Origin of the sequence: Bacillus sp. 105MF, assembly GCF_000374885.1 — a bacterium.
In the GTDB taxonomy this organism is placed as follows: Bacteria; Bacillota; Bacilli; order Bacillales; family Bacillaceae_G; genus Bacillus_A; species Bacillus_A pseudomycoides.
Genome location: NZ_KB895580.1, coordinates 20884 through 35374 on the forward strand (window position 1 = coordinate 20884; position 14491 = coordinate 35374).

Consider the following 14491-nt stretch of genomic DNA (forward strand, 5'->3'; position numbering starts at 1 on the left):
GCACGCTATAAGGTGAAACTTCCACCGGTGAGGGGTCTTCATCTCCCACTGATGGAAAGCCCTCACCAATCGGGTATACGCATTAGATAATCTATGTTCTCCTATTATCTTCACTAAGTCACTTACTATTAACAAGATAATACCTTGATAGTTTCTATTTGAAATCATTTGACTTTGATATACATAATCTCCAGTCTTTCTAAGTTACTAGGATCAGCATGTCCACGTTTGATAGATTTCTTGCACCAGAACCAGTTGTTTATTATCTCATTCGTTGACGAACGAATAGGAATCCACCTAAAACGAACAATACCATACCTCCAATAATTGAAATCATTTCCGTTGGTGTTCCACCTGTTTTAGGAAGTAATGCTGTCGTCTTATCATTTTCTTTAGTAGGTGGAACTTTTGGATCGCTATTTATGTTTGTATTTGTATTTGGATCTTTGTTTGGATCTTTGTTTGGATCTTTGTCTGGATCTTTGTCTGGATCTTTGTCTGGATCTACACCTGGTTCGTCCTTGATTTTTGTATTCGTGATATCATAACCATTTACTTCTGTTTGATATCCATCTACCGGTTGTTCTTTCACTTCATACTTGTAGGCTTTGCCATCTGCATCGTATGCTGCTAAATCTTTAAATTCGTATTTCCAACCTGTTGCTTCACTTACTTCTTTCGTATCAATCAATTTGCCATTTTGGAATAAGTCTACTTTGATCATTTTCGGACGATCTTTCGCATTATCGTCTTTCCACGTCTTCGTTCCTTCTACTTTTGTTTGGCCAACCTTTGTATTCGTGATGTCATAACCTTTGACTTCTGTTTGATATCCATCTACTGGTTGTTCTTTCACTTCATATTTGTAGGCAGCGCCGTCTGCATCGTATGCTGCTAAATCTTTAAATGTATATTTCCACCCTGTTGCTTCACTTACTTCTTTCGTATCAACCTTTTGACCGTTTTGAAGTAAGTCTACTTGAATCGTTTTCGGACGATCTGTTGCATTGTCGTCTTTCCACGTTTTTGTTCCTTCTACGGTTGTTTGGCCAACCTTTGTATTCGTGATGTCATAACCATTCACTTTTGCTTCATATCCTACTACTGGTTGTTCTTTCACTTCATACTTATAGGCAACACCATTCGCATCGTATGCCGCTAAATCTTTAAATTCATACTTCCATCCACTTGCTTCACTTACTTCTTCCGTTGCGATCACTTTACCATTTTGTAGTAGGTCTACTTTGATTGTTTTCGGACGTTCTGTCGCATTATCGTCTTTCCACCTTTTCTTTCCTTCTACTTTTGTTTGACCTACTTTTGTATTCGTGATGTCATAACCTTTGACTTCCGATTTATACCCATCTACCGCTTGTTCTTTCACTTCATATTTGTAGGCAGCGCCAGTCGCATCGTAGGCTGCTAAATCTTTAAATTCATACTTCCATCCACTTGCTTCACTTACTTCTTCCGTTGCGATCACTTTACCATTTTGTAGTAGGTCTACTTTGATTGTTTTCGGACGTTCTGTCGCATTATCGTCTTTCCACGTTTTCTTTCCTTCTACTTTTGTTTGACCTACTTTTGTATTCGTGATGTCATAACCGTTTACTTCTGATTTGTATCCATCTACTGGTTGTTCTTTCACTTCATACTTGTAGGCTGCGCCAGTCGCATCGTATGCCCCTAAGTCTTTGAATTCATACTTCCATCCACTTGCTTCACTTACTTCTTCCGTTGCGATCACTTTACCATTTTGTAGTAGGTCTACTTTGATTGTTTTCGGACGTTCTGTCGCATTATCGTCTTTCCACCTTTTCTTTCCTTCTACTTTTGTTTGACCTACTTTTGTATTTGTGATGTCGTAACCGTTCACTTCGGATTGATATCCGTCTACTGGTTGTTCTTTCACTTCATACTTGTAGGCTACTCCATTTGCATCGTATGCCGCTAAGTCTTTAAATTCATACTTCCATCCACTTGCTTCACTTACTTCTTTCGTATCAATCAATTTGCCATTTTGGAGTAAGTCTACTTGAATCGTTTTCGGACGTTCTTTCGCATTGTCGTCTTTCCACCTTTTTGTTCCGTCCACGGTTGTTTGGCCAACCTTTGTATTCGTGATGTCGTAACCAGTTACTTCTGATTGATATCCCGCTACTGGTTGTTCTTTCACTTCATACTTGTGGGCTTTGCCGTCTGCATCGTATGCCGCTAAGTCTTTAAATTCATACTTCCATCCACTTGCTTCACTTACTTCTTTCGTATCAATCAATTTGCCATTTTGGAGTAAGTCTACTTGAATCGTTTTCGGACGTTCTTTCGCATTGTCGTCTTTCCACCTTTTTGTTCCGTCCACGGTTGTTTGGCCAACCTTTGTATTCGTGATGTCGTAACCAGTTACTTCTGATTGATATCCCGCTACTGGTTGTTCTTTCACTTCATACTTGTAGGCTACTCCATTCGTATCGTATGCCCCTAAGTCTTTAAATGTATATTTCCACCCTGTTGCTTCACTTACTTCTTTCGTATCAATCTTTTGACCGTTTTGAAGTAAATCTACTTGAATCGTTCTCGGACGTTCTTTCGCATTATCGTCTTTCCACGTTTTTGTTCCTTCTACTGTTGTTTGACCTACTTTTGTATTTGTGATGTCGTAACCAGTTACTTCTGATTGATATCCCGCTACTGGTTGTTCTTTCACTTCATACTTGTAGGCTACTCCATTCGCATCGTATGCCGCTAAATCTTTAAATTCGTATTTCCAACCTGTTGCTTCACTTACTTCTTTCGTATCAATCTTTTGACCGTTTTGAAGTAAGTCTACTTGAATCGTTTTCGGACGATCTTTCGCATTGTCGTCTTTCCACGTTTTTGTTCCTTCTACTTTTGTTTGACCTACTTTTGTATTTGTGATGTCGTAACCAGTTACTTCTGTTTTGTACCCATCTACCGCTTGTTCTTTCACTTCATACTTGTAGGCAGCGCCATTCGCATCGTATGCCGCTAAGTCTTTAAATTCATACTTCCAACCGCTTGCTTCTGTTACTTCTTGCGTGCTGACGGCCTGACCATTTTGGAGTAAGTCTACTTTGATTGTTTTCGGACGATCTTTCGCATTATCGTCTTTCCACGTTTTTGTTCCTTCTACTTTTGTTATTTGTACCACTTTTGTATTTATAATGTCATAACCTTTGACTTCTGTTTGATATCCATCTACTGGTTGTTCTTTTACTTCATACTTATATCCTTTGCCATCTGCATTGTATGCCGCTAAGTCTTTGAATTCATACTTCCAGCCTGTTGCTTCGCTTACTTCTTGCGTTGCGATGACCTGACCATCTTGTAGTAAGTCTACTTTGATTGTTTTCGGACGTTCTGTCGCATTATCGCCTTTCCATATTTTTGTTCCTGTAATGAATGTAGTTTTCACTTTATTCGAAATCGGCAGCTTAACTCCATTTACAGCACCTGATTTAACTTCAAAACTTACTTTTTCCTGAGGATTGAAATCAATATACTCTGGAGCTGAAACCTCTTGCACATAATATTTACCTGATTGTAAATTAGGAATTTCAATTATTCCTTTTTCATCCGTTACATATACATCTCCAACTTGTTCACCTGACTCTTTATACAACTTAAACGAGACATTCGGTATTACTTTGTCTTCATCCGTTCCAAGGTGCTTAACAATTCTTAATGTTCCTTTAGGAGGTAAATCACCTTGAGCACCACCACCAGATGTTATATTTGTGACTGTGGCACTACCCGACTCAGAAACCGGTTGTTTGTATAGAATTTGATAATCAATCTTATAATCATTCTTAAAAGATTCTTGGCTCTTTCCGCTTTCCGTTATAGTACTTGTATAAAAAACGGTAAAAGACCTAGCACTTCCCATATTCCAATTAATCACGACTTTAAATGAATGACCGTCGTCATTAAACTGAACATATCCATAACGTTGATCTTCAAATTGTTTAATTGATAAAGACTCTCTGTCATTAACTGTTATCCGAAAACTATCTTTATTAAGTGTTTGACCTTCCTGCAAACTGTCAGACACAACAATATCTCTACTTAAATATTCTTTGTTTAAGTTTATATTCAAGAACCAACGCACTTCATCCGGGGTATCTGGTTGAATATCACCAGTTTTGTAGAAAAACGGTTTAGAGCCTGTACCACCACCACTGGTTGGACCGGTAATCGTTACAGTTTGCTTATCTAAAGTTGTGCCTAAATTTGTTTCAACATTTTTCGTTTGATCCGTTCCTACATTAGTCGCTTGAACTGTAAAATTAAAATGCCCTTTAATATTGTGAAGTTTCTCCACAATATCATTAAATGTACATACCACATTACCTGCACTTACTTTACAAGTACCAAAATTACTACCTTGCCCATCATTTAACGGAATCGTTCCGTTAAATCCTTGTAATTCTGGGGGCAGCGTTAATGTTAGTGTATCTCCAGACTTCATATTATTTCCAGATTTATCACTAAAAGTTACATTTATTTTAGCCTGTTCGCCGTAACTTAGTTTTGTTTTATCAATCTTAAAACTATCCACAAATCCTGTTGTATTTAACTCTTGTGCATTTGCTATTATAGGCATTAAACTTTGACCTATTGTAAACATAAAAAGCATTAGAATTGAAAAAATCGAAGTTACTCTTTTTACCATATCATTCTCCTATCAATTATTTTTAGATGGCTTCTAATATGAATATGCTATGACAATGACTCAATAGGCTGATGGTATTTTTCTCTTTCAACTGTTATAAGCTTAAAAGCTTGAAAATAGATCTCTATAAATGATTCTTCTACTCTCCATACATCTTCATTTTTTCTAATGTAACACTAAATCTATTAATTTTAATATTTACATCTCTAACATATCATGATAGTATTACAACTAGGAAAATTATATTCTCTCACCATTCCTATCAAATCTCAAAATCTTAAGTTGTATCATATATGCCATCTTATTGTGAGCATAAATTTCTGGTTAATAATGTTTTCATTTAAGTGCTATTGGTTTATTCATATTACTTTCCGTTATTATTAGATTCATAACATCATTATGTCCAAGTTTGATAGCACCTTTTTAATGATTCACAATTTTATTCACCAGAACCCTTCACCTCCCTCTTAAAGGCATTTTTCATGCTCTCACCCGTAATATTAGGACTATTTCAACAATAAAAATAGTTTTTGTAACTTTTGTAACCAATTTTGTAATTAAAGAAACCTAACAGTTGTTCCAACATGGATAAATACCAACTTTTGGATAGACCTCCTATTTTATAGTCCCTCCTATCTGTACCGAAATATCAATTTTTAATGCTTAATATATAAAAGAAAGAGTAGTAAACATACACGTCAATCAGATGAAAATTAAAAAAGCTGAATTTTCAGTCTATTTATTTTAAAGGAGGCCATTTGCAACTACTCTCTTTGTGATTATGAGTTTAACACTAAACATAAGGTATAACAAGACAAAAATATACAATTTTCTGATAAATTCGACACTTATTTAGAAGTTAATATAACACCACTTATCGTTAATTAATATGTAATACAAAGAGGCTATTTCAACAAAAAAATATTTAAACATTAAAAAAGAAGAACCCTCACTTACTGAAACTCTTGAAGTGGCTCATAAGCGGATTGAGACAACTGGTGTTTCTCTTTCTTCTGATGGTTTGAATCAACATTTTACTTCTCATACCTATATCTAACAAAAATAAACCAGATGCTGAAAAACATCTGGTTTATTTTTGTTAACTTCATGACCATGGATGGTTGTCCCATCCTTTCCACCTATCAATTATCATTCCTTTTCGTCTTCTTCTTTCACAAGATATGCTTTTTCATACGCAGGTTTCAATGTAGATATATATTCCTTATCGACTTGCTTAAAATGAAGCCCCCTTTGTTTATCTTTACGATCTTCATACTCTGTCCGAAGTTTTGCGGTTCGATTTTGCTGATTCTCGAAACTACTCTTTGATATTTCTAATTTCACTGCGAGGCCATTAATAAATCGAATGATTAAGTTACCATCTGCTAATTCTTTATTGTTTTCAATATGGAAGTGAGACAACCAGGCACATTCCTTTCTAGAATAAGAATACGTAGGAAAAAAGTAAAGTTGATCTGTCGGGCTAATCGCAATGGGTGCTTTGTGCGTAATACGTGTTAACTCTTTTGTACCGTCTTTTCTACCTAAAAAACTAGATCCGTGCTTGCGGCAACTTCGTTCGACAATATCAAGCGGCTTTTGAAACATGAAAAAAGAGTCTTCTACTTCAACCACTCGCGTTACAATACGTTTTTCTCCTAAAATAACTGGAAGTAAGGCCATAGTGTTCTTGTTTACGACATAGTTTTCGACGTAGCGTTCTACTTGTTCACCCATCTTACATTCGCTCCTTCATTATTTTTTCTTACAATCCATAACAGCAGCTGCATGGATAATTGTACCACCCAAAACCCAAAATAGTTAATATTTTCAAATATTTTACATTTTCTTATAAAACTTTAAAATTTCATAATATTCCTTCATATAAATATCTATATAAAATCTCCATATTTCTCTACAGGAAAAAGATATATTGTTATATAAAAACAGAAATTTTCTTTTTTGAAATATTTGTAACATAACAAAATCTTGTTTCACATATATGATTCAATAAACTTGTACAAATTACCTATTCCGTATATATTTCCACACCCATTTACGTATCTCTCTTACAGGAAAAATAAAACTTTAATTAATAAACAGCTTTCCGCACTTACTAACAGAAATCCTTATCAATCAGTCCTTTACGAATAATTTACTTCTCATCTAAATCCTTTACTTTCTGTACAATTTTGAAGTAGAAGTATTACTGTCTACTAATAGAAAATAGATTCACTTGTTTTTTCATTTAATATTTACATGAAAGGTACATGTTCAATATTAAAGATCGTAATATAAAAAGTTATTCTAATATTAAATACATCCATTTGTATTGTTTATTATTTTTCGATAGATGTTTTACAATCGTTGGCTTAATTGTAAAGGAAGTTTTTTTGCTATGCTCAGACTCGAATGGAAAGATGATTACAAAATTCTCAACAAAAAAAGGATGGCATATGCCATCCTTTTTTATCACGTACTATAAAATTATAGTTTTACAACGTTTTTAGCTTGAGGTCCGCGGTTGCCATCTTCGATTTCGAAGCTAACTTTTTCGCCTTCTTCTAAAGATTTGAAACCTTCAGTTGTGATTGCAGAGAAGTGAACGAATACATCGTTTCCGCCTGGAACTTCGATGAAACCGAAACCTTTTTCGTTGTTAAACCATTTTACTTGTCCTGTTACTGTCATAATTATTTCCTCCTAAGAAAATATAAGTTTTTTTAGTCTTCATACATAAAAAAAGAATCCACACATTATCAAATACGAAACATAAAACAGTTCTCACATACTTTTTCTCGTTCGTTTTCAGCACTTGATAATATATGGATTGCTTGATTTAGTTATTCAACTGAGATAATCATAGCATACTTAAAATAGAATGTACAATATTTTTTGAAATTCTAATTTTCTAATTTTTGGTACCTCTCATAAAATACAGTATCACTAGTACAATTTTTACTTCATAATAAAATGAAACTTCCATCAGCGGGATACATACAAAAGAAAAGCAGGTGCCCTTAAAGGACACCCACTTCCTCACTTACTTCGTAAACTGTGCCTCTTCCGTAGACCCTTTCAGAGCCGTTGTAGAAGATGTTCCGCCTGTAATCACTTGTGCTACTTCGTCAAAGTAGCCTGTTCCAACCTCGCGCTGATGACGCGTTGCAGAGTAGCCATGCTCTTCTGCTGCAAATTCTGCTTGTTGTAATTCAGAATATGCTGCCATACCACGCTCTTTATAGCCACGCGCGAGTTCAAACATACCGTAGTTTAATGCATGGAATCCTGCAAGTGTTACGAATTGGAATTTGTATCCGTATGAAGCAATTTCTTTTTGGAAGTTTGCAATCGTTTTTTCATCTAATTTTTGTTTCCAGTTAAAAGATGGTGAACAGTTATACGCTAGTAATTTCCCTGGATATTTCTCATGAATCGCTTCCGCAAAACGCTTTGCATCTTCTAAATTCGGTTCAGATGTTTCACACCAAACAAGATCTGCATACGGTGCATATGCTAAACCGCGCGCAATTGCTTGATCAAGCCCTGCGTTTGTACGGTAGAACCCTTCTGGTGTTCTCTCTCCTGTAATAAATTCTTGATCAACTGGATCAATATCACTCGTAATTAAATCCGCAGCATCTGCATCCGTTCTTGCTACAATAATTGTTGGCACGCCCATTACATCCGCAGCAAGTCTAGCAGAAATTAGATTACGTACCGCTGTTTGCGTTGGTAGTAATACTTTTCCGCCTAAATGTCCGCATTTTTTTTCTGAAGATAATTGATCTTCGAAGTGAACGCCTGACGCGCCTGCCTCAATCATACCTTTCATTAGTTCAAACACGTTTAATTGCCCGCCAAATCCTGCTTCAGCGTCCGCAACAATTGGTACAAAATAATCTGTATCACCGCTTCCTTCCATATGCTGAATTTGATCTGCACGCTGCAATGTTTGATTAATACGCTTTACAACAGCTGGTACACTGTTCGCTGGATATAAACTTTGGTCCGGATACATGTGCCCGGATAGATTAGCATCCGCTGCCACTTGCCAACCGCTCAAATAAATTGCTTTTAATCCTGCTTTCACCTGCTGCATCGCTTGATTTCCTGTTAACGCGCCAAGCGCATTAATATAATCTTCTGTATGAAGTGATTCCCAAAGCTTCTCTGCCCCGCGGCGTGCTAGCGTATGCTCAATATCAATTGACCCGCGCAGACGAATTACATCCTCAGCAGAATAAGGACGTGTTACCCCTTTCCAACGTTCATCTAACTCCCAGCTTTCTTGTAACTTTTGTACTCTTTCGTTTTTCATCTCTTCCATCCCCTTTTCCTTTTATAAAATCTCGTAACCTGGTAATGTTAAAAATGTTTCAAATTCATCATTACGCACCAAATTAGTAAAAAGCTTTGTTGCTTCTACAAATCTACCTTTCTCAAACTGTTCCTTGCCAATCTCTCGTTCTATTTTCGCTAGTTCTTCCACCTTGAACTCTTCTACTAAAGTAAATGTAATCTTACGTCCGTCATCCAGTTTCCCGCCTTCATGACGAATCCATTGCCACACTTGTGCTCGTGAAATTTCTGCAGTTGCCGCATCTTCCATCAAATTATAAATCGGTGCTGCCCCGCGACCACTTAACCATGATGCAATATATTGAATGCCGACGCTAATATTCATACGAAGCCCTTCTTCTGTAATCGTTCCCACCGGTACTTCTAACAAATCCTTTTCTGTTACATCAATCTCTTCACGCTTTCTAAAAATTTGATTCGGTGTTTTCATAATGTGATTAAACACTTCCAGCGCAACAGATACAAGTCCCGGATGGGCAACCCAAGTCCCGTCATGTCCATCTAAAGCTTCACGTTCTTTATCAGCACGCACTTTTTCAAAAGCAGCTTCATTTGCTTCCGGATTATTTTTAATCGGAATTTGTGCTGCCATTCCGCCAATCGCTGGTGCATTCCGGCGATGGCACGTTTGAATCACTTTTAAAGAATATGAGCGCATAAAAGGAGCCGTCATCGTAACTTGCGCTCTGTCCGGAAGTAGAAATTCGTTATGGTTACGAAAGCTTTTTAAGAAACTAAAAATATAATCCCAACGCCCGCAATTTAGCCCTGCTGAATGATCACGGAGTTCATATAAAATTTCATCCATCTCAAAAGAAGCGTGGATTGTTTCTAATAACACTGTTGCTTTAATCGTTCCATTCGGAATCCCGATATATTTCTGTGCAAAAATAAAAACATCATTCCACAACCTGGCTTCTAAATAGCTCTCCATTTTCGGTAAGTAAAAATATGGTCCGCTTCCTTTTTCTAATAATGTTTTTGCATTATGGAAAAAGTACAAACCAAAATCAACGAGACTACCTGACATCTTTTCTCCATCGACTAACATATGTTTTTCTTCTAAATGCCAGCCGCGCGGACGAACAATAAGTACAGCTGTTTTATCACTTAAACGATATTCCTTGCCACTAGGGTTTTTATATAAAATCGTTCCCTTCACTGCATCTCTTAAATTAATTTGGCCATCCATCGCATTTTGCCACGTTGGCGAATTAGAATCTTCAAAGTCTGCCATAAAGAGATGTGCGCCTGAGTTTAAAGCATTAATAACCATCTTACGATCTACTGGTCCTGTAATCTCCACACGACGATCTTCTAAATCTTTTGGAAGCGGGGCAATCGTCCAATCTCCAGCACGTATATGTGCTGTTTCTGGTAAAAAGCTTGGAAACTCCCCTGCATCAATTCTTTTTTGCTTTGCCACACGTTTTTGCAGTAAATTTTTACGGCGTGTATTAAAATTCTCATGCAGCTCTTTTAAAAAAGTGAGCGCTTCCGATGTCAAAATTTCTCCATACGCCGGTAATACTTCTAAAGCGAGTGTAACCCGTGAAGTTTGCGTCGACATATTAGCATCCCCTCCGTAAACTGTTTTATAACAGATTTGATTTTATGTTTTATATTATATAACAAATTTTCTGAAAGTGAAGAGAATTTTTGGAAATTTCACTTATTTTTTTATGGAACATCGATTTCATCTACATATGAAAGCCATTTTTTACACATCAAAAAAAGCCACTGTTATACAACAACCGCTTTTTCATTTCACACCTAATCATCATGTACTTATTTTATTCTTGAGAAAGGAGTCCCATCCCATATCCATTAAACTAAAAAAATTAATACCCCTAATGCTATTCTTTCGAAAGATTTTCGAAAGAATAGCTAGTGTTTTTTATGAATCATTCAATTTCAAATGAATTAAACTTCTTTTCCAAAGAACTACAACAATTTTTTATTTTTCATAAACAGCTGTATAAAGCTTTTCTTAGTTCAAGTTCTCTTGGTTCATTGGCCATACCAAATCCATGTTTGTTCATCGCATAGGCATAACCTAGCTTCTCATCTGGATCGGCAAAACAGAACGATCCTCCTGCGCCTGGATGGCCAAAAGAGCTTTCACTTTGTCCGAATTGCATATCCGAAAAGTGTTTCCAAAATCCTAAAGAATAGGCTATGTTTATACAATTCACATGATCATAATACCCTTCTTTCGGAGGGACAGCTTTTTTTCTTAATTCATTTATTGTTTCTTCCCTTAATCCGAGTGCTTTTCCACCACTAGCAAAAGCACCGTAAATTTTCGCCATTGCTCTTACTTGCCCCACACCATTTCCAGAAGGAAATTCTATCGATAAAATTGGACGATGATTAAAATTATCATTGGCTACAAATTTTTTAGGATCTACTAAACTTCTCGCTACTAATGACTTTGCATTAAGAAAACCAAGTAACATTTTTATAGGCAACTTTGTTATCCCCCTAAGTAACTGAATGGGGTGATTTATCCCTTCAATCGTTGTTATTCTCTCTTCAGAAATATCTTTAGGAAGCCCAATATAAAACTCTGCTTTTAGTGGCTCTGCTATTTCCTCTTGAAAGAAATCTTTTAAGGCTCGATGTTTAGGATCTGCCCTTTTAATCAGTTCTCCAATTAAGGTTCCAATTGTCCATGCATGATAGCCCTGGATTTTCCCAACCTCCCAAGCTGGTTTGCTTGCAGCAAGGGAATTTGATAGATGAGAAGTATCTAAGTCTTCTAACCTGTCGATTTTAAGTCCATTGAGAGGTGACAAACCAGCTTGATGTGCTAGAAGCTGTCGAACAGTTATTTTTTCTTTTCCATTCTGAGCAAACTCAGGCCAATATGAACTCACTTTCTCATCATAGTTAATGTACCCCCTAGAATGCGCTAAACTTAAAGCCAATGCAGCAAAACCTTTTGTAGCTGAAAACACTTGAACAAGTGTATCTTTTTCCCATTCCGCACGAGTCTGTCGATCTCGATATCCACCCCATAAATCAACGACTGCTTCATTATTAATGTATACAGAAAAAGCCGCTCCAACTTCTCCTCTCTCCGTAAAATTTCTAATAAATTCCTCCTTCACCAATTCAAATCCTGGTGCAACAAATCCATGAATTGACATATTATTTCTTCTCCCCCTTTGTTGGTATAATCTAGTCTTTTATCCGAGATAACATTTATATATTTACAAAATACAAATAATTCAATAAAATAAACCTATCAAATATTTGACTAAATGTCTATAAATAGTCAAATAAAAACAGGCGGGGATATATTATGGCAAGAATTACATCTGAACAGAGAAAACAAATACACGAGACTCTTCTCGTTAAGAGTAAAGAGCTGTTTATTCAATATGGATTCTCTAAAACTAGTATTGATGACATAGTAAATGCATGTGGAATCGCAAAAGGGTCTTTTTATTCATATTATTCATCAAAAGAAGAGTTATTTTACGCAGTGTTGCGAAAAGAGGAGAAAGTGAAAGATCAAATCATTTCAGAAATTATGTGTGAGTCTCTACCACCAAAAGAACTTTTAATTCGTTTCTTTGAAACATCTTTTAAAACCATAGAACAAAACCCATTTTTACAAAGTCTTTATCAAAGAGGTGAATATGATCGAATTGTGAAAAGACTTCCTAAGGAACTTCTAGATAAACATGCAAGGGAAGATTTAGATAGTTCTTTGAACTTCGTAAAGTTTTTACAGGAAAAAGGTGTTACAGAAGATGATCCCGAAGTACTTATTGGCCTTTTTCGAACAACTATACTTATTCCATTACATAGACAAGAGATTGGAGAACCAACTTTTTCGAAGATGATGAAAAAAATGATTGAATGTTTATCAGAAGGTTTAACACAACAACAAAAGTGAATTTCATTTATTATAAAGTCACTTACTTGAAGACTTCAAATTTCACTTTAATAAAAATTATGATTCAAAGATGTACGCTATATTCTCTATTAACATAGGATATATACATACAAAAATAATAAAATCACCCCATTTTGATCCATACCTTTTCAAAATGGGGTAATTTTATTCCCTTTACATACAGTAACCATGCACTTAGCATTCACACTCTATTCATGATGATAAAAAACAAATTACTTCGAAGATACTATTGTACTTGGTTCCTTTTCCTTACTCGTTACTTCCTCAGGTTTCGATTTTCTAAAAGTAAACGCCATCCCAACAAAAATCAAAATAATTCCCGCTGTCTGCATCGTGGTCGGACGAAACCCTGTAAATGCTGTATCAAGTAAAATAGCTACACCTGGATCCAAAAACACTAATACAGAAATGAGCCTTGTTGGTAAATCTCTTAAACTATCAAAAAATAAGTAATAAACAAAGCCAGTATGAATAAGTCCTGTCGCTGTAATCGCAATCCAATTACTCTCTGTTAACCCTTGAAACGCTCCAAAGTCTACAAATGGTAGTAACAGAAATATCCCTAAAAAAGTTTGCAAAAATGTCATTGCATATGCACTTGTTTGTTTAATCCCTTTCCCTAACAAGGTGGTAAATGCATAAAATAATGCTGCAAGAAGTGCCCAAACCATCCCAGAGGACATTAACTTTTCTATCGAAACACTTCCATCTACTCCCGCTACTAAAACAGTACCGAGAAAACAAATAACAATTGAAATAACAGATAGCACTGTTAACTTTTCTTTAAACACGACACTCCCAATCATTAATACGATAATTGGTGCAAGATGATACACAGAAATTGCAATTGTCACTGACATGACTTCGAAAGCTTTAAACAGAAACACCCAGTTAAAAACAAGAAAGACACCACACGCTAATATTTGCAGTATTTCTTTTCGATTCCACTTTTCTTCTTTAAACTGACCTGTTGCAATCCAACATAACGTTAAAAATATAGTGGCACAAATACAACGAACAAATACTAATTCAAATGATGGTAAATTTGTTTTCACTGAAAAAAATCCGATTGAGCCAAAAATAGACATCGATATGATCATTTTTATAGCTGGCGATGATTTTGTTTGGAATAACCTATTTGTGGCGCTCTTTTGAAACAATATAAACAACCCCCATTAGTTTAAAACGAACATTTACATTTCAAGTTTCGTAATATTCTCAATTTTAAATATACAATAAGATGAATGGAATGTAAAAAATCGTAAAGATACTTAAAGCCATTTATTCTCACGAAGTGGCATTTGCAATCCTCATTCCTTTTACAATGTAAAGCATCATTGTAAAAAATCGTAAAGATACTTAAAGCCATTTATTCTCACGAAGTGGCATTTGCAATCCTCATTCCTTTTACAATGTAAAGCATCATTGTAAAAAATAAAGATGATAAAAGGCAATATAGAAATACTCGTTTTCCCCGTTATAGCCACCTATATATTTTACCATATTTTACA

The 14491-nt window shown here is 35.7% G+C and carries 8 protein-coding genes; 1 reads left to right on the forward strand and 7 read right to left on the reverse strand.

The window, feature by feature from the left end:
• Positions 1–262: 262 nt before the first annotated feature.
• The 6 genes from C564_RS35120 to C564_RS0120085 all read right to left on the reverse strand — a co-directional run bounded on the left by C564_RS35120 (position 263) and on the right by C564_RS0120085 (position 12204).
• Positions 263–4690, reverse strand: coding sequence for a Cna B-type domain-containing protein (locus tag C564_RS35120; protein WP_018766563.1), 4428 nt, complete (start codon positions 4688–4690; stop codon positions 263–265).
• Between the two features lie 1149 nt (positions 4691–5839).
• Entirely contained in the window at positions 5840–6427 is a 588-nt protein-coding gene (locus C564_RS0120065) for a competence protein ComK (RefSeq protein WP_003206092.1), read from the reverse strand.
• Between the two features lie 750 nt (positions 6428–7177).
• Positions 7178–7381: a cold-shock protein gene (locus tag C564_RS0120070; protein WP_003195857.1), complete on the reverse strand. Its 204-nt coding sequence runs from the start codon at positions 7379–7381 to the stop codon at positions 7178–7180.
• 352 nt (positions 7382–7733) lie between these two features.
• Positions 7734–9011 carry an isocitrate lyase gene (gene aceA / locus C564_RS0120075; protein WP_018766564.1) on the reverse strand — a complete coding sequence of 426 codons (1278 nt, stop codon included), beginning with the start codon at positions 9009–9011 and terminating at the stop codon, positions 7734–7736.
• Positions 9012–9032: 21 nt separating this feature from the next.
• Positions 9033–10622 (reverse strand): malate synthase A, encoded by a 1590-nt coding sequence (aceB, locus tag C564_RS0120080; protein ID WP_018766565.1) that lies wholly within the window; start codon positions 10620–10622, stop codon positions 9033–9035.
• A 394-nt stretch (positions 10623–11016) separates the two neighbouring features.
• A complete protein-coding gene (locus tag C564_RS0120085; RefSeq protein ID WP_018766566.1) occupies positions 11017–12204 on the reverse strand; it encodes an EstA family serine hydrolase in 1188 nt (395 codons plus the stop codon).
• A gap of 155 nt (positions 12205–12359) precedes the next feature.
• Here C564_RS0120085 and C564_RS0120090 point away from each other — a divergent pair, with 155 nt between their 5' ends.
• Positions 12360–12959, forward strand: coding sequence for a TetR/AcrR family transcriptional regulator (locus C564_RS0120090; RefSeq protein ID WP_006093901.1), 600 nt, complete (start codon positions 12360–12362; stop codon positions 12957–12959).
• 233 nt (positions 12960–13192) lie between these two features.
• Here the strand turns inward: C564_RS0120090 and C564_RS0120095 are convergent, their stop codons facing one another.
• The gene (locus tag C564_RS0120095) at positions 13193–14080 is read right to left on the reverse strand and encodes a DMT family transporter (RefSeq protein WP_051107075.1); all 888 of its coding nucleotides are present in this window, start codon (positions 14078–14080) and stop codon (positions 13193–13195) included.
• Positions 14081–14491 lie beyond the last annotated feature (411 nt).